At 42.4% G+C, this 18234-nt stretch carries 17 protein-coding genes and 1 riboswitch; of the genes, 16 read left to right on the forward strand and 1 reads right to left on the reverse strand.

All coding sequences use genetic code 11. The annotated features are described in order from the left end of the window. Positions 1–347: 347 nt before the first annotated feature. Positions 348–2165 carry a histidine kinase gene (locus AC3KZC_RS06790; RefSeq protein WP_490576728.1) on the reverse strand — a complete coding sequence of 606 codons (1818 nt, stop codon included), beginning with the start codon at positions 2163–2165 and terminating at the stop codon, positions 348–350. 272 nt (positions 2166–2437) lie between these two features. Between AC3KZC_RS06790 and AC3KZC_RS06795 the strand changes: the two genes are divergently transcribed. The 16 genes from AC3KZC_RS06795 (at position 2438) to AC3KZC_RS06870 (ending at position 18171) form a co-directional block, all read left to right on the forward strand. Then, positions 2438–6160 (forward strand): nitrate reductase subunit alpha, encoded by a 3723-nt coding sequence (locus AC3KZC_RS06795; protein ID WP_490576729.1) that lies wholly within the window; start codon positions 2438–2440, stop codon positions 6158–6160. 14 nt (positions 6161–6174) lie between these two features. Further along, positions 6175–7710, forward strand: a complete 1536-nt coding sequence (gene narH / locus AC3KZC_RS06800; protein ID WP_086742391.1) for a nitrate reductase subunit beta — start codon at positions 6175–6177, stop codon at positions 7708–7710. Between the two features lie 5 nt (positions 7711–7715). After that, complete coding sequence (gene narJ, locus AC3KZC_RS06805) at positions 7716–8429, forward strand: nitrate reductase molybdenum cofactor assembly chaperone (RefSeq protein ID WP_490576730.1); 714 nt, start codon at positions 7716–7718, stop codon at positions 8427–8429. Between the two features lie 10 nt (positions 8430–8439). Beyond that, positions 8440–9120 (forward strand): respiratory nitrate reductase subunit gamma, encoded by a 681-nt coding sequence (gene narI, locus AC3KZC_RS06810; protein ID WP_490576731.1) that lies wholly within the window; start codon positions 8440–8442, stop codon positions 9118–9120. Positions 9121–9166: 46 nt separating this feature from the next. Next, the gene (locus tag AC3KZC_RS06815; protein ID WP_086742389.1) at positions 9167–9943 is read left to right on the forward strand and encodes a peptidylprolyl isomerase; all 777 of its coding nucleotides are present in this window, start codon (positions 9167–9169) and stop codon (positions 9941–9943) included. 14 nt (positions 9944–9957) lie between these two features. After that, positions 9958–10116, forward strand: coding sequence for a hypothetical protein (locus tag AC3KZC_RS06820; protein WP_176365103.1), 159 nt, complete (start codon positions 9958–9960; stop codon positions 10114–10116). A 278-nt stretch (positions 10117–10394) separates the two neighbouring features. Next, on the forward strand, positions 10395–12032 hold the full coding sequence (ipdC, locus tag AC3KZC_RS06825; protein ID WP_490576732.1) for an indolepyruvate/phenylpyruvate decarboxylase: 1638 nt from the start codon (positions 10395–10397) through the stop codon (positions 12030–12032). Positions 12033–12103: 71 nt separating this feature from the next. Continuing rightward, positions 12104–12234, forward strand: a riboswitch (molybdenum cofactor riboswitch). Next, positions 12223–13194, forward strand: a complete 972-nt coding sequence (gene moaA / locus AC3KZC_RS06830) for a GTP 3',8-cyclase MoaA (RefSeq protein ID WP_490576733.1) — start codon at positions 12223–12225, stop codon at positions 13192–13194. It overlaps the preceding riboswitch by 12 nt. Before the next feature lies 1 nt (position 13195). Further along, the gene (mobA, locus tag AC3KZC_RS06835) at positions 13196–13744 is read left to right on the forward strand and encodes a molybdenum cofactor guanylyltransferase (RefSeq protein WP_490576734.1); all 549 of its coding nucleotides are present in this window, start codon (positions 13196–13198) and stop codon (positions 13742–13744) included. Positions 13745–13756: 12 nt separating this feature from the next. Next, positions 13757–14317: a molybdenum cofactor biosynthesis protein B gene (gene moaB, locus AC3KZC_RS06840; RefSeq protein WP_350314541.1), complete on the forward strand. Its 561-nt coding sequence runs from the start codon at positions 13757–13759 to the stop codon at positions 14315–14317. Beyond that, entirely contained in the window at positions 14308–14802 is a 495-nt protein-coding gene (gene moaC / locus AC3KZC_RS06845; protein WP_217895785.1) for a cyclic pyranopterin monophosphate synthase MoaC, read from the forward strand. Before moaB ends, moaC begins: the two co-directional genes overlap by 10 nt. Then, positions 14795–15040 (forward strand): MoaD/ThiS family protein, encoded by a 246-nt coding sequence (locus AC3KZC_RS06850; protein WP_086742382.1) that lies wholly within the window; start codon positions 14795–14797, stop codon positions 15038–15040. The genes moaC and AC3KZC_RS06850 overlap by 8 nt, the downstream gene beginning before the upstream one ends. 2 nt (positions 15041–15042) lie before the next feature. After that, a complete protein-coding gene (locus AC3KZC_RS06855) occupies positions 15043–15492 on the forward strand; it encodes a molybdenum cofactor biosynthesis protein MoaE (RefSeq protein ID WP_490576735.1) in 450 nt (149 codons plus the stop codon). 20 nt (positions 15493–15512) lie between these two features. Then, entirely contained in the window at positions 15513–16247 is a 735-nt protein-coding gene (modA, locus tag AC3KZC_RS06860; protein ID WP_490576736.1) for a molybdate ABC transporter substrate-binding protein, read from the forward strand. A gap of 6 nt (positions 16248–16253) precedes the next feature. Next, on the forward strand, positions 16254–16949 hold the full coding sequence (modB, locus tag AC3KZC_RS06865) for a molybdate ABC transporter permease subunit (protein WP_490576737.1): 696 nt from the start codon (positions 16254–16256) through the stop codon (positions 16947–16949). Positions 16950–17028: 79 nt separating this feature from the next. Next, complete coding sequence (locus tag AC3KZC_RS06870; protein WP_490576738.1) at positions 17029–18171, forward strand: ATP-binding cassette domain-containing protein; 1143 nt, start codon at positions 17029–17031, stop codon at positions 18169–18171. The last annotated feature ends 63 nt before the right edge of the window (positions 18172–18234 follow it).

Raw genomic sequence — 18234 nt, forward strand, 5'->3', positions numbered from 1 at the left:
ATTACACGTCACTTAGTTTATGGGGAATGTTTTAAGATCTGTATTTATATAGATAAAAATTGCATTAATTAAGGCGTAGTGAGTTTTACTGGTTTAATTTTGTTCGCGATACAAATGGATATAGATTAAGCGCGGTGAGAGAGTGATCGCCTAGCAATCTGAGCACTCTTTGTTCGCAACAAGTTGCTCAGCAAAGCCGAATTCATTTATAGTTGCCTCACTCGGACGTGATTGTTGTTCATTTTAGTAATCGCGTCGGCTTTTTGTAGAATGACGATGCCACAAGCCTTAGACTAATATAAGAGAACAACAATTCGTTATAAACATCCTCGAAAGATCAACAGGTTCTAATGATAATCCTCAGCGCCTCCTTGTGGTTGAAACAACAAGGTGACTTGTGTACCTTGCTGTTTGCTTGGGTTGATGTTTAACTCTCCGCGTAGGTGCTTTGCTCTTTCTTGCATAATGGCCATGCCATAGTGGTTCATTTTTGTTGAACTCATTGCCATACCGACACCATCATCACTGACGTTCAATTGAAGTTGCTTGTCTGGTGTCATCATCAAATCAATCCAGACATTTTCTCCTTGGCTATGATGTACTGAATTTTGGCAGGCTTCGCGGGTGATTTGCAAAATATGAATTTCTTCCATGGGTGAAAGTGGGATTTGATTGATAGCAAAGTTGAGATGAAATTTAATGCTCGACTGTGCAGATAATTGTTCGATGGTTTTTTTCAATGCGGCTTGAAGTCCCTCACTGACCATTGAAAGTCGAAATGTGGTCAGTAATTCTCGCAATTGGCGATAAGCTGAATCTAAACCCATTTTGAGCTCATCGATGATCGGAGGTTGTAATTCAAACTTTTGTTTTTCGTGAGTTTTGGTCAAGCGAGTGACTTGAATTTTCAAATATGAAAGAGCCTGAGCAAGAGAGTCATGCAATTCTCGCGCAATGGCTGTGCGTTCGTTGAGTAATGCGATGCGTCGAGATTGATCGTGTTGGACTTCTAAATTCAGGGATAATGCTACTTGGTCAGCAACCGATTGTACGAGTTGGAGTTGCCAGGAATCGGCTTGATACTTATTGAGTCCGCGCAGGACTATGACACCATAGTTTTGCTCACCATAAACGAGTGGAAATTTCATTACAGTTGGTTGACTGAGCGAAACAAAAGCAGCGTTTCCTTCGCAATTGTCACAACTGCGTTCCCCGCAAGGCCCTATTTGATCGGATAAGGGTTTGACTTGTGCATAGGGGATCTCTCCTTCGGAGGTCATGGTACATAGTTCAATATCATCGACTTGGATAAGTTTGGACAAATCATCGATTATATGTTGAAAATCTGTCTTTTTCTCTTGTGTTTCTAATAATAGCCGTGCTGTTTTGAACAAAAAAGCTAATACTTGATTGTTGATTTCTAGCTCATGGGTTTGTTCTTTTACACGGCTTTCTAACTGGCCATACATTGAAGCAATCGCCTGGCTGGTATGATTGAATGTTGCACCCAGTAAAGCCAGCTCATCATCACCTTTTACATTGATCTGATGCGTAAAATTGCCTTTGCCAATAATATAAGCGGCGTGAGTGAGTTCGGCGAGGGGCTTTTCAACACGCAGAGTCAATAAATGGAGAATAAAAATTCCAAAGAGCAGGGTGATAAACAACGCTGCTATCTGAATCGTTCGTAATAACCTAATTTTTCCTTCGGCATGAGCTTGAACTGCAGAGACAAAATTATCTGCAAATGTGGCAAGCTCGATTATTTGTGCATTAAATTGATTGTGATTTTCAATAGGTAAATATAATAACGCGGGTTTTAAGTCTTGGTGCCAATGTGTCACCAACTTCAGCCATAAGGGTGCCAGTTCGGGGTCATTTTGGAGTTTAATAAAAATGGGGTCGTCTAACTTGTCCTCAAATTGCACAATCTGTTCATAGACGAGAGAGGCTTCTCCTTCAATCGCGTACATGCCAATTTCGTAGGTGTCCATGCGCAGCGTACCACTCACATTGATGGCTTTGGCATCCAGATCGGCCAATTCAGTCACCCAGTATGAGGCTAACAAGGTGCATATAGCTAAGCTGATCACACCAATAATCGACCCCTTGATATAAACCATTACCGAGCCATCGAAACGATTTTTAAGCTCTTTAAAACGCATACCCACAATAATTACCCGTATTTTTATGACTGCTAAACGATAACGCTTGAATGTTATCAACTCCAGTAATTTCGCCATATTTTAGGGGGAATTGCACTACCACTTATTAGGTATCTATAGATTTTTCAGTTAATTAGAGCAATTGAGTTATTGATCAAAATCAAGTTATTTTGTCTTAGGTCACTATATTTTGATAAGCAATGTAGCAGCCTGCCTAGTTAATGTGCCATTTGGCAGCGTGCATCAATCAAGCAGGATAGGAGAGTAAAAATATGAGCCATTTCTTAAATAAAATGCGCTTTTTTAAGACCAATAAGCAAAGTTTTGCTAGTGGTCACGGTGTCACCACTGATGAAAATCGCGATTGGGAAGACGGGTATCGCCGTCGCTGGCAACATGATAAAGTTGTTCGTTCAACACATGGTGTGAACTGTACAGGATCATGTAGTTGGAAAATTTATGTGAAAGACGGTTTAGTTACTTGGGAAACACAACAAACGGATTACCCACGTACCCGTCCAGACTTACCGAATCACGAACCACGTGGCTGTCCTCGTGGCGCAAGTTATTCTTGGTATATTTACAGTGCTAATCGTTTAAAACATCCTAAAGTACGTAAAGTGCTACTTCAGTTGTGGCGTGAAGCAAAAACAAGCTTTTCGGATCCTGTTAAAGCATGGGAATCAATCATCACGAACCCTGAAAAAGCCAAGAGTTACAAATCAAAACGGGGCTTGGGTGGTTTTGTCCGTGCAGACTGGGATGAAGTGAACGAAATCATCGCTGCTTCAAATGTTTATACCGCAAAAACATATGGGCCAGATCGAATTATGGGGTTTTCGCCGATCCCAGCTATGAGTATGGTTAGTTATGCGGCAGGTTCTCGTTACCTCTCTCTTATCGGTGGTAACTGTTTAAGTTTTTATGATTGGTATTGTGACCTTCCACCAGCATCACCACAGATTTGGGGTGAGCAAACAGATGTACCTGAATCAGCAGATTGGTATAACTCAAACTATATTATTGCTTGGGGTTCAAATGTACCTCAAACGAGAACTCCCGATGCTCATTTCTTCACAGAAGTACGTTATAAAGGGACTAAAACGGTCGTTATAACATCAGATTACTCAGAATGTTCAAAATTAGCCGATATGTGGTTAGCTCCTAAGCAAGGGACTGACGCAGCGTTAGCGATGGCATTTGGTCATGTAATTTTAAAAGAATTCCATATTGATAAGCCAAGTGAATACTTCACTGACTATGTGCGTCGTTACACCGACATGCCGATGTTAGTTGTTTTAGATAAAACGGAACAGGGCTATACCCAAGGTGCGTTTTTACGTGCAGCAGATCTTGCCGATAATTTAGGCCAAGACAACAATCCAAAATGGAAAACAATTGGTATTGATGAAAATGGGTCATTAGTCTCTCCAACTGGAGCCATCGGTTATCGTTGGGGTGAAAAAGGGAAATGGAACATTGAACAGCGTGATGGTAGCACGGGTAATGAAGTTAAATTAACCCTCAGTCTGAAAGAGCATGCCGATAAAGTTGAGTCGGTGCTCTTCCCATATTTTGGTGCGCAAGCTCATGAATTAGGGTACTTCCATCATACTAAACATGATGAAATCCAAAAACGAAATGTACCAGTTAAAACTATTACATTAAAAGATGGTTCTCAAGCATTGGTGGCAACTGTTTTTGATTTAATGATTGCGCACTACGGCGTTGATAATGGTTTAAATGACCCTGATGTCGCTAAAACGTTTTATGATGACGTGCCTTATACGCCAGCATGGCAAGAAAAAATCACTGGTGTGAATGCCGATCACGTGATTCAAATTGCGCGTGAGTTTGCGGATAATGCAAACAAAACCCGTGGCCGTAGTATGGTCATTGTTGGCGCTGCACTAAACCATTGGTACAACATGGATATGAATTACCGTGGTTTGATTAACATGTTGATGTTATGCGGTTGTGTTGGTCAATCTGGCGGTGGTTGGGCGCACTACGTAGGTCAAGAAAAATTACGCCCGCAATGTGGCTGGTTACCTTTAGCATTTGGATTGGACTGGCAGCGTCCGCCACGTCAAATGAATGGCACATCCTTTTTCTACAACCACTCTGATCAATGGCGTTATGAAAAGCTTGAAATGACAGAAGTACTGTCACCGCTGGCAGATAAAAGTAAATGGACAGGGTCAATTCTTGACTACAATACGCGCGCTGAACGTATGGGTTGGTTACCGTCTGCACCACAGCTAGGAATGAATCCACTGCAGTTATGTAAAGACGCAGAAAAAGCAGGCATGACAGCGAAGGATTATGCAGTACAGCAATTAAAATCAGGCGACCTAAAGTTTGCTTGTGAAGATCCGGATAACCCGAAAAATTTCCCACATAACATGTTTATTTGGCGCTCAAATCTGTTGGGTTCGTCAGGTAAAGGCCATGAATACATGCTGCGCCATTTCTTAGGGACTAAGCATGGTCTACAAGGTAAAGATCTTGGCGAAAGCGGGGATAAAAAACCTGAAGACGTGGTTTGGCATGACAAAGCACCTGAAGGCAAAGTTGATTTATGGGTCACATTGGATTTTCGGATGTCAACGACCTGTTTGTATTCAGATATCGTCCTACCAACAGCAACGTGGTATGAAAAAGATGATATGAATACCTCAGATATGCATCCATTTATTCACCCACTATCAAAAGCGGTCGACCCTGTATGGGAGTCTCGCTCTGACTGGGATATTTTTAAAGGGATTGCGAAAAAATTCTCTGAGCTGTGTGAGGGACACTTAGGTGTAGAGCAAGATCTTGTTACTGTTCCATTAATGCATGATACCCCATCTGAGCTGGCTCAGCCGGATGGTATTAAAATGTGGTGGAAAGGTGAATGTGACTTAATTCCGGGCTTAACGGCACCTAATATGGTCGTTGTAGAGCGTGATTATCCTAATACTTATAATCGTTTTACCTCGCTTGGTCCAATGTTAGACAAGCTTGGTAATGGCGGTAAAGGCATCAACTGGAATACGCAAAAAGAAGTCGATTTCTTAGGTGAACTTAATTACAAACACACAGAAGAAGGCCCGCATAAAGGCCGTCCGAAAATTGAAACGGCCATCGATGCAGCGGAAGTGATCTTAAGCCTTGCACCAGAAACAAATGGTCAAGTCGCGGTAAAAGCATGGGAAGCGCTGGGTGAATTTACCGGCCGTGACCATACTCACTTAGCCAAACCTAAAGAGGAAGAAAAAATTCGCTTTAGGGATATTCAAGCACAGCCACGTAAAATCATCAGCTCGCCAACCTGGTCTGGTCTTGAAGATGAACACGTGTCATACAACGCAGGCTACACAAATGTCCATGAGCTTATTCCTTGGCGAACAGTGACGGGTCGACAACAGTTCTACCAAGACCATCAATGGATGCGTGATTTTGGTGAAACGATGGTGTCTTACAAGCCGCCTGTCAATCTAAAAACAACCCAACCAATGCTGGGCAAAAAACCGAACGGTCATAAAGAGTTAACATTGAACTGGATCACACCACATCAAAAATGGGGTATCCACTCTACCTACTCTGACAACTTGTTAATGTTGACCCTCAGTCGTGGTGGTCCAATTGTATGGATTAGTGAAATCGACGCAAAAGAGGGAGGCATTAAAGACAATGACTGGATTGAGGTCTTTAACGTCAACGGTGCCATCGCGGCTCGTGCGGTTGTCTCGCAACGTGTACCGCAAGGCATGAGCATGATGTATCACGCACAAGAACGCATCGTTAACACCCCAGGATCTGAAGTATCAGGGACTCGGGGCGGGATCCATAACTCAGTGACTCGCGCCATTATGAAGCCAACCCACATGATCGGTGGTTATGCGCAGCAGTCTTATGGATTCAACTATTACGGCACAGTGGGCTGTAATCGTGATGAGTTCGTCATCGTTCGTAAAATGGACAAAGTTGATTGGTTAGATAACGAGTAGCCGAGGAAAATATTATGAAAGTACGTGCACAAATAGGCATGGTCTTAAACTTAGACAAATGCATCGGCTGCCACACCTGTTCTATCACTTGTAAGAATGTTTGGACAAGTAGAGAAGGGGTTGAATACGCCTGGTTTAACAACGTTGAAACAAAACCTGGTATTGGTTACCCAAAAGAGTGGGAAAATCAAGATAAATGGAATGGCGGCTGGCAGCGTAATAGCAATGGCACACTCGAGCCGCGCCAAGGGAACAAACGTCGGTTATTAGCAAACATTTTCGCTAATCCTGATTTACCAGAAATTGACGATTATTACGAACCGTTTGATTTTGATTATCAGCACTTGCATAACGCACCAGATAGTAAGCATCAGCCAGTTGCTCGCCCACGTTCATTGATCACTGGGCAGCGTATGGAAAAAATTAATTGGGGTCCTAACTGGGAAGAAATTCTTGGAACAGAGTTCTCAGAGCGTAAAAAAGACAAAAACTTTGATGATGTCGTTCAAAAAGATATTTATGGTCAATTTGAAAAGACGTTCATGATGTATTTGCCGCGTTTATGTGAGCACTGTATTAATCCTGCCTGTGTTGCAAGTTGCCCTTCTGGCGCAATTTACAAACGTGAAGAAGATGGCATTGTTTTGATAGATCAAGATAAATGCCGTGGTTGGCGGATGTGTGTATCGGGCTGCCCATACAAAAAAATCTATTACAACTGGAAAAGTGGTAAATCAGAAAAATGTATTTTCTGTTTCCCTCGCATCGAAGCCGGTCAACCGACTGTGTGTGCTGAAACGTGTGTAGGACGTATTCGTTACTTAGGTGTGCTGCTTTATGATGCCGATAAAGTAGAAGAAGTGGCCAATGTACCAAATGAGCAAGACTTATATCCTGCGCAGCTTAGTATGTTCCTCGATCCGAATGATCCGAAAGTTATTGCCGCTGCTAAAGCTGAAGGGATCCCTGAAACTTGGTTAGTTGCAGCAAGACAATCACCAGTTTATAAAATGGCGATGGAATGGAAAGTAGCTTTACCGCTTCACCCAGAATATAGAACCTTACCTATGGTTTGGTACATTCCACCTCTTTCACCGATTCAAACTGCGGTACAAGCGGGTCATGTTGGAATGGCAGGGGTGATCCCAGATCTGAAATCACTCAGAATCCCATTGCGCTACTTAGCAAATCTGCTAACTGCTGGGGATGAAGCTCCGGTTGTCAGAGCGTTGGAAAGAATGATTGCCATGCGTGCCTTCAAACGAGCGCAACAAGTCGAAGGAATGGAAGATCTTGAAGTGTTAAAACAGGTCGGCTTAAGCGCTGAGCAAGTGGAAGACATGTATCGATATATGGCAATTGCGAACTATGAAGACCGTTTTGTCATTCCAACAAGCCACAAAGCATATGCAGAAGATGCTTATGACATGAAAAATGGCTGTGGGTTTAGTTTTGGTAATGGATGTAGTGATGGCAATAACGGTGTGAATATATTTGGTTCTAAAAAGCAAACCGTTAAGCAAATCATCCCAGTATCGATGAAGGAGTAATGACTATGCATGTACTAAGCGTTTTATCACATCTGCTTGATTATCCGACAACTGAGTTTGTCGATGCAGAACATGAGTTACTTGCCATCGTTAATCAGAGCACATTAAGTGTTGAAACAAAGCAAGGGTTGTCGCGTTTTATTTCGAACCAATGCGCCAAAGATTTGATGGATTGGCAAGCTGAATACGATGGTTTATTTGAGCGCGGTCGCGCACTCGGCTTGTGGCTTTTTGAACACGTTCACGGCGAAAGCCGTGACCGTGGTCAAGCCATGGTTGATTTAATCGAGCAATACAAACAGGCGGGCTTAGAATTGTCGAAAAATGAGTTGCCTGATTACATTCCATTGTTTTTGGAGTTTTTAGCGACTCAAGGTGAGGCCAATGCTCAACATTGGTTAAGTGAAGTTGAGCATATTTTAGCCTTGTTACAATGTCGTTTAGAAAAACGAGAAAGTGAGTACGCCATTGTGTTCGTCACCTTACTTGAGATTGCACAAAGCAAGCTGGATTTAATTGCGCTTCGTGAGCAAATTAACGGTGAAAAACGCGATGACACTAAACAAGCCATCGACAAAGAGTGGGAAGAAGAAGCGGTCACTTTTGGTGCACCTGATGCACAAAATTGCCCGAGTTCAGTGAATCGTCCAACCGATGCACAACGTAAAGACCAGCATGTGCCAGTGACCTGGACTGATTTTAATCAGCAGGCCAGCTAAGGAGTAAAATATGAGTTACTTAAACACATTAATGTTCGGGATTTATCCCTATATTGCCCTCGCGATTTTTGTGATTGGTTCAATCATTCGCTATGACCGTGAGCAATACACTTGGAAAACAGGGTCAAGCCAATTACTTGAAAGTAAGCAGCTTAAGAAAGGTAGCCGAGCTTTCCATGTTGGCATCATCATGGTGCTTATGGGTCACTTTGTTGGCTTATTAACCCCAGCTGATCTGTGGCACATCGTTGGTATTGAAGCCAGCCATAAACAGTTGATCGCGATGGGATTAGGTGGAGTTTTTGGGGTGATTTGTTTTTATGGTTTGACCATATTAATCAAACGACGTTTATGCAACCCTCGCGTAAGAGCGACCAGCAGTACGATGGATATTGCAATCTTATTACTGCTTTATGTGCAACTTATCTTAGGTTTACTGTCGATTTTTGTTTCCGCAGGACATATGGATGGAGCGGAGATGCTAAAACTGATGAGTTGGGCGCAAAATATGGTGACATTTGATGGCACTGAAGCTGCTGCAGCAATTGCTGATGTTCATTGGATTTATAAGCTTCACGTCTTTTTAGGTATGACTTTGTTTGTAGTCTTCCCATTTAGCCGTTTAGTACATGTTGCCAGTGTACCAATTCAATATCTAAGCAGAAGCTACCAAGTGGTCCGTAGCAAGTAAATACAACATTAAACCCCGTTCTGCGGGGTTTAAGCCGAGGTTTATTATGATTACCGTCAATCAAACGACTATTAGCGAAGCGCAAATCCTGCAAGAGATGCAATACCATCCTGCCGAGGATCACCGCTCAGCCATGATTAATGCAGCTGAAAGCTTGATCATAGGTGAATTATTCAATCAAAGATTAGATGAACTTAAACTAAGTTGTTCTGTGTCCTCACAAAATAGCGAAGAGCAAAAACAAAATGCCATGCTCAATAAACTCATTGAACACGACGTGGCACTCCCACATGCCAGTGAGCAAGAATGCGAGCATTACTATAGCCAAAATCTCAGTAAATTTACGTCATCACCGTTGATTGCTGCACGGCATATTTTGATTCCAGCAACGATTGAGGATGAAAGTGCGCGGGCCAAAGCGTTAGAAACCGCCGAATCAATTTTGCAAGCATTGCAAGATGGAGGATCGTTCAGTGAACTGGCGGCTCAATTTTCAAAGTGTGATTCAGCAAAAATAAACGGCGAGTTAGGTCAGTTATCCAAAGGGCAAACGGTTGCTGAGTTTGAGCGTCAAGTATTTGCAGCTGAGATTGGATTGATGAAGCACCCAGTTGAAAGTCGATTTGGATTTCATATCGTCTCGGTAGATTACAAAGAACCGGGCGCTCAATTACCATTTGAGGCTGTAAAAGCACGAATAAAAGAATATTTAGAGAAAAAAGTAGAGCGAAAAGCAATTGCACAATATATCGAGCAATTAATTTCGAATGCAGAAATTGAGGGGTTTGATTTTAATGTCAGTAATAGCCCTTTAGTACAATAAATGAGGAAATAATAATGGGATGCTGTGGAGCATGTGGTGGACAAGATACAGTCCAAAACGAACAATTAAATGACACACAAAAACAAGAGGAACAAGAAAAAACATCTGAAACAACTTCAGATGACTCGATTAACCATTTTGTTCCATCAAGTGTTAATCAACCTAATACCTAAATTGTGATGCGCAAAAGCTCTGTATAATTTTCCCCAAAATTTTCAGAGCTTTTTTTATTTTTACGTGCTGATAACGACTGTTATTTTTCACAAAATCCAAGCTAAACATCCCTCCAACGCGCCTATTTTGATAGATAAAGTAGGTAGAAAAACCGCTATCCAGAGTGCATTGTTGGTAGAGGTTTATATTGCCTCGATTAATATGATCTAAATCAATAATGGATCGAGTCGACTCAGACAAAGTGTGCAAAATTAATGTTTATCTCAGGTAGGTAATTATGACGTTAGCTCGCAAGTTATTACAGATGCTTAAGGATGAGGGCGCAAAGCAAGTTTGGGGGATCCCCGGTGATTTTATTTTGCCATTTTTCAGAGAAATGGAGCAAAGTGACATCCTGCCAGTGTATTCACTTAGCCATGAGCCGAGTGTTGCCTTTGCTGCTGACGCCAGCGGACGATTAGAAGACGGCATTGGGGTGCTGGCAGTGACTTACGGAGCTGGGGCATTAAATACAGTGAATGCTGTCGCTCAGGCCTATGCAGAACGTTCACCTTTGGTTGTTCTTGCAGGTATGCCATCAGAAAGTGAATTAGATATGGGATTAAAGTTACATCACCAAGTCAAATCCATTGACAGTCAAGCCTTGATATTTAATGAAATCACCTGTGCGCAAGTTCGCCTTGATGATGTGAGTCACGCACTTGACAATATTGCCAAAGTATTAAATTACTGCAAAGAGATGTCTCAGCCTGTATTGATTGAAATCCCGAGAAATATGGCCACCGAGCTCTGTGATGAAGGACCTGCACGATTACCTATATTAGAAGTAGAGCATACTGCTACAGACAAATGCATCGAAGATTTTCAACAGATTTTGGCTGCAGCAACACGGCCAGTGGTCATTGTGGGTGTCGAAGTCAAACGCTACGATTTGGAAGGGATCTTTTGTGACTGGCTTAATCGACTAGGGATACCTTGTTTTTCAACGCTGATGGGCAAAGGGATTGCGGCCGAGCATGATAATTCACCTGTGTCTGGCACCTATTTAGGTGAAGCAGGAGATCCTGATATTGCAGCGATTGTTGAGCAATCAGACTTAGTTATTGTTGTTGGAGCTATCTTATCGGATAGCAATTTTGCAATCAGTGCACAAACCATCGCTGGTCGTCAGTCTGTATTTATTCAGCACCGTGAAGTCAACTTTGGTCATTATAGTTATCATGGGATTGCCTTAAAAACTATCTTGACTCAATTATGTCATGTTGCAGAGTCCAAAAAGTGGGCAATGCATCTCCCTCATCATCAGGCTAGCAAGCCAGTATTAATCCACGATCGTGACGTCATTGCACCCATGATGATTGCAACAATGTTAAATGAATGTTTTCAACGCTATGGAAAATTGCCTGTTGCTAGCGATGTTGGTGACTGTTTATTTGTGAGTCAAGGGTTGGCCCATACCTCAGTCGTTGCGCCTGGTTATTATGCGTCGATGGGTTTTGGTGTCCCTGCTGGATTTGGTATTCAGGCCACAACGGGACGCAGACCTATCATCCTTGTTGGTGATGGCGCGTTTCAGATGACAGGGATGGAGCTTGGGCACTGTCGTCGGTATGGTTTTACTCCCATAGTCGTATTGCTCAATAACCAAGGGTGGGAAATGATCCGAGCCTTTTCTCCTTACAGTCAAGCTGCTGATCTTGGTCATTGGCAGTTTGCACAAATGGCAGCAATCTTAGGGGGGAGAGGGTTGACAGCCTCAACGCCGAGTGAATTACAACATGCATTAAATTCTGCATTCGAAGATACCTCGCAGTTTTATTTGATTGATGTGCAAATCCCCAAAGGCGTGAGAACTCCAAGCTTAGACCACTTTGCTAAGGTATTGACACAAAAACAGAAAATGGCGAGAAGTTAGCTTTCTACCTATTAAGGGGTAGGGTAACTGCCCCATCGTTTGTATGGTTTAAGAAAGCAGGAGCGATTATTCTGAACATCATACGCTGAAGTGTTCCTTCCTAAACCGCAAAAGGCATGGAAAGTACACCGTGGTTTACCACCGGGTTTGCTCAGAAATGAGCTGGCCTCCCGATTTGGAAAGGCAAAAAATGCTACAAGATTCGTTTAACCGCAAATTTAATTATTTACGCTTATCGGTCACGGAAGTATGTAATTTTAAATGTAATTACTGCTTGCCGGATGGGTACGACTGTCACACGCGTCCCACTACGCTGACTTTAGCGCAAACTCAAACCTTGCTGCAGGCATTTGCTTTAGTCGGGACTCAGAAAGTACGCTTGACGGGGGGGGAGCCTACATTACGCAAAGAGTTGCCCGATATCGTAGCCTTGTGTAAACAAACCTCAGGGATCGATTCGATTGCGTTAACGTCGAATGGCTACCACTTAGCTCGAAAACTTCCGCGATTGGTTGATGCTGGACTAACAGCGCTTAATTTGAGTGCGGATAGTCTTAACCCTTACACTTTTAATCAAATCACTGGCTCTGATAGTTTAAATGAGGTCTTAGAGTGTATTGATGTCGCTCTAGCGCTTGGTCTTAAAAAAGTAAAATTAAATGCTGTGCTCCTTAAGCAATACAATGGTAAGCAGTTAAGTCAGTTTCTCCACTTTATTAAAGATAAGCCGGTCACGTTTCGCTTTATTGAATTAATGCGTACCTCCGATAATCAAACGTACTTTAATGATCAGCACTTATCTGGGCACAGTATTTATTCATCACTTGAGAACGCCGGATGGACATTACAGCCAAAGGTGGCTGATGCAGGACCTGCCTTGGAATTATCTCATCCAGATTATCTCGGTCAAATTGGTTTAATCATGCCTTATAGCAAAGATTTTTGTACCAGTTGTAATCGGTTACGTATCTCCGCTGATGGCAAATTGCATTTGTGTCTGTTTGGCGAAGCGAATGATGACTTAACACCTTGGTTAAATGATGGCGATGCTAAAGGCTTAGCTGGGTACCTGACAAACCGTGTCTTAACAAAGTGGCAAGGGCATCAATTAAATCAAGGCAATTCAGGTTTAACTAAGCATTTAGCGATGTTGGGTGGTTAATATGTTGCTTGGTATTATTTTAGCCGGTGGACAATCTCGCCGTATGGGGTCTGATAAAGCCTTATTGCCGTGGCAAGGAGGGACACTTTTAACTCATGCACAGCAATTACTAATAGACGTTGGTTGCGATCGTGTGTTGGTGAGTCGTAATGAGCCCGACTATATCGAAGACCATTTTCACGGACAGGGCCCATTAGCTGGGATCCACGCCTGTTTATCACACACAGTGTGCGACGAAGCTATCGTCATTCCAGTTGATATGCCTTTATTATCACAAGCGTGTTTGAATACGTTGATTAGTCAAGGCCGTTTGCTTAAAAACAGCTGTCATTATTCAGACTCTGTCATGCCGAGTTATTTGGCTCACTATCATGATTTGGAGGCTATCAGCAGACATCGACTAGAGCATGAACAACGTTCAATAACCGGGTTTATGCGAGCAATGAGTGCGACAATCATTGACCCTCCGCAGCACATAGATAAGCATTTTTTTATCAATACTAATACCTCTGAGCAATGGGCACACGCCCAGCAATTAAAGAACTTATAAGCAGGAGTATGCATGAGCCGGATGACGTTTGAACATTTTGTACCTTTAAATATTGCAATATTAACGGTTAATAATCGCCGTACATTGCAAGACGATACGACTGGTAATCTACTGAACGCTAAAGTGACTACTGTAGGACATGTCGTCAGTGAAAGAGTGGTTATTCCAGCGAATAAATATCAAATTCGCTCAGTGATTAGTGATTGGGTTGCGAGTGACAATATACAGGTCATTTTAATTTCTGGTGGCACTGGCTTAACAGAAGATGACATTACTCCTGAAGCGATAGAAGTTTTATTTGATAAACAGGTCGCTGGGTTTGGTGAGCTATTTCGTCAGCGTTCATTACAACAAATTGGCTACTCGACTTTGCAATCGAGAGCGTTGGCAGGTCTTGCAAACAAAACTTTGATTGTTGCAATGCCAGGTAGCCCCAAAGCATGTGATATTGCTTGGGATGAAATAATCAGTGCACAATTGGATGCACGCCAAGGACCTTGTAATTTTGTGCCACAACTTAAAGCATCGGACGGCGTGATGTGTCCATCAAGAGAGAAAGACGCATGCAATTAACTCATATAGACCAGCAAGGTCACGCAGCCATGGTTGATGTTGCTGACAAACCAATAACTGTACGCGAAGCCAAAGCTCAAGCATGTGTTGAAATGAAACCTGAAACACTCAAATTAGTGATGGAGAATCAACTAAAAAAAGGGGATGTGTTGGGGGTTGCTAGAATAGCGGGGATCCAAGCTGCAAAAAAAACAGCGGACTTGATCCCTTTGTGTCATCCACTTGCGCTCAGTAAGGTGTCGGTTGATTTTGAAGTTGACCAAGCAAACGCTCAGATTTGGGTTTTTAGCTACTGTAAATTAGCTGGTCAAACTGGGGTTGAAATGGAAGCATTGGCAGCAGCCTCGATTGCCTCACTTACCATTATCGATATGTGTAAAGCCGTTGATCAAGATATGGTCATAACAGCATTATGTGTGACACATAAATCAGGTGGAAAACGGGGAACTTATCAACGACATAAAATAGGAGAAGATAATGAATAAAATTCTATTTTTCGCTCAGTTACGTGAGCGACTTGAATGTGAAAACGTGCTAATCGATGTATCAGGCCTTTCTGTGAGCGAATTAAGAGAATTTCTTGCACAAAAAAATGAACATTGGAAAACCTGGATATTAGACAAAGACGTACTAGTGGCCATTAATCAGACATTGGCTGCGGGTGATAGTCGCATTGAAAGTGGTGATGAAATAGCGATGTTTCCACCGGTAACAGGAGGTTAGCTATGATCCGTGTTCAAGAGGACGATTTTGATTTAAACCATGAATATCAGTTATTGTTAAATGATGACAGTTGTTCTGGCGCGGTTGTCATGTTTGTTGGGCGAGTGCGAGACTTAAACCAAGGTCATCAAGTCGATCAGTTACATTTAGAGCATTATCCTGAAATGACAAGCAAGTATCTTACTCACCTAGAGCAACAAGCTAAAGAGCTGTGGCCATTAGAAGGTGTGACGATTATACATCGCGTTGGGCCTTTGAAAATTGAAGATAAAATAGTGATGGTCGCGGTATCGAGTGTGCATCGCGAATCGGCATTTGAAGCGGCTCAATATTTGATGGATTTGCTAAAAGCTAACGCCCCTTTTTGGAAAAAAGAGGTGATAGAGGGCGGAAAAAGTCGCTGGGTCAATGCGGATCACAAAGATAAAATTGCCGCTTTACAATGGTATTAATGAGTGACTTGGGACATAGCATGAGCGATATGCGTGTGAAACTGATCATGATTTTTGCAGTTTTATGTTTGCTCATCACTCCTTTGTCTCAAGCGGAGCCTGCTAGATTAACGATTGCGTGTGCTGCGAATTTTAGCGCGACCATGAATAAACTGGTTGAGTTATATTTAACTCAGTCACAGCAAAAGCTTGATATCCGCGTGTCGGTGGGATCCTCAGGCGCTTTAGCCAGCCAAATTCATCATGGTGCTCCATATGATCTCTTTTTTTCAGCAGATACAGATTTTATTGATCAGTTGCTTAAAGCTGGCAAGGGACGTGAACGTCATACCTACGCAGTCGGTGATATCGTGTTGTATTCACTGCAGCAACCGGATGGTGGGCTTTCGGATTGGTTAACTAAGATACCAGCAGCAACGGTTGCCATTGCTAACCCTCAACTTGCACCATATGGTCGAGCTGCTCAGTCAATTTTAGAGCACCAAGGGCTCACACCACGAAAACAAGTACAAGGAACTTCTGTATTACATGCATTTCAATTTGTTGAAACTGGGCATGCTGAATATGGCTTTATTGCGAGAAGTTTATTGCAACGAGAAGTAAAAGGGAGTTGGCATGCCATTCCGCCAGACTGGTATGAGCCAATATCACAAGACGTGATGTTAATAACCAATTCATCAAATGCACGAACCTTTTTTGATTTTATCAAAAGTGAACAAGCGCAATTATTAATACGCGCATCGGGCTATAGGTAAAAAACGATGTCAGCAAATGATTGGCAAGCCATTATTCTGACTGCGCAGTTAGCCAGTGCTACCACGTTTATTTTAATTGTACTCTGTTTGCCTGGAGCGTACTTTTTGTCGCGTAGTCGTAGTGTTATAAAACCTTTGCTTGAAACAATTGTGACTTTGCCATTAGTGTTGCCACCCACTGTGATGGGATATTACTTTTTAGTGTTATTTTCACCAAATGATGGGGTTGGTTTGTGGCTGCGTGAAGTCGTTGGGATAGAGCTGGTGTTTAGTTTTTCTGGGATTTTATTGGCATCAATGATTTATAGTTTACCTTTTACTTTTAGGCCGTTGCAAAGTGCATTTGAACAATTACCTGATGATTTGTATCAAGCCGCGGCCTTGTTGGGTTTTTCACCTTGGAAGCAATTTACATGTGTGATACTGCCAGCGATTAAACCTGCTTTATTAACCGCTATAACGCTAAGTTTTGCCCATACAATTGGTGAGTTTGGAGCCATTTTAATGATAGGTGGAAATATTCCTGGAGAAACACAAGTGTTATCGTTGGCATTATTTGAACACGTTGAAAGCTTAAACTTTAAAGCAGCTGAAAACTTAGCAATGGTGATGTTAGTATTTTCTTTTTGCGTTGTATTTGCTTGCCAATGGTGGCAAAAGCAAAGCGTTCAACATAACTACGGCAATAATCGCACATCATGAATGATATCTGTTTGTTTTCACTTGCCGAATATGTACAGCTATTAGTCGATAACAAGTACTTTGTGTCAGAGCGATAACGATGACCGATATCAATTTAGTATTAACTGCCCCAGTAAAACAACGCTTTCGTTGCCAATTACATCCAGATCAGATAGGGGTATTGCTTGCGCCAAGTGGTGCGGGCAAAACATCGTTATTTCAGGCTATTGGCGGCCTAAGTTCAGCTGAAGGTTGGATAAAAGTAGGAGATGGGCACATTGATCAAATCAAGTTGCGCCCTCACCAGCGTCAGATTGCCTATGTGACACAAGCCCCATTATTGTTTAGCCATTTAACTATTAATAAATTAATTGCGCTTGTTACTGCTCAGCAGCGTTATCCAGCAGATATTCATTGGGCAATCGCACCATTGAAGTTGCAAGATAAACTTGAGTGTTATGCGCACCATTTAAGCGGTGGTCAAAAGCAACGTGTCGCTTTATTGTTGGCCATGATAAAAGGAGCTCCGTTGTTATTACTTGATGAGGCACTCACAGGCCAAGATCAAGCGACTAAACAAGCCTGCATAGTGGTGATAAAAGAGTATTTAAAACGTCATCAGGGATCGGCTCTGATCGCTTGTCATCAGATAGAGGATGCCATTGCCCTTGGTGATGTCGCATTGTTGCAATGTGACGATAACCAAGAGAAATATTGGCAATCAATCCCAATAGCTCAAGGGATCCATCAGTATCAGCAGCAGTTGATTGAAACAAACTCGTGTAAAGAGCCACCCCAATCATTGGTAAATGCCAATGAGTTTTTATCAGTTTTGCATGCCACACCTTTGAGTCATCATCGCTCTTTGGGGCTTACGGAATACAAGGTGGCTGGGCAAACGTGTTTTACTGCACTTGCCCCAACGCTTGCGTGTGATCAAGCCGTTTCATTGGTATTAAAAGCAAATCGCGTTGGCCTGTCGAGAACTTTACAGCCAGAAACAAGCTTTGTTAATCAATGGCAGGTGATCATACTGGGTCAACGCAGTGTTGGTTGGGATGGTGAACAAGGGATATTGTTAGATGTTGCGCTTGTAGATACGTGCGATGAAACAAAAAATGACAATTCGGATAGGCTATCTGTGTGGATCACACGTTTGTCTTACAATCAATTGCAACCAAACATAGAGGAATACTGGTACTTAATTGGCAAAGCGGATGCATTAAGTGTCAATGCTAATTGACTAAATTATTCCTGACTAATCCCCGTTTTACGTTCTTACAAAGTTTGGCAAATCTTGAAATGT

The organism is Pseudoalteromonas sp. J2K-J031 (assembly GCF_058197095.2).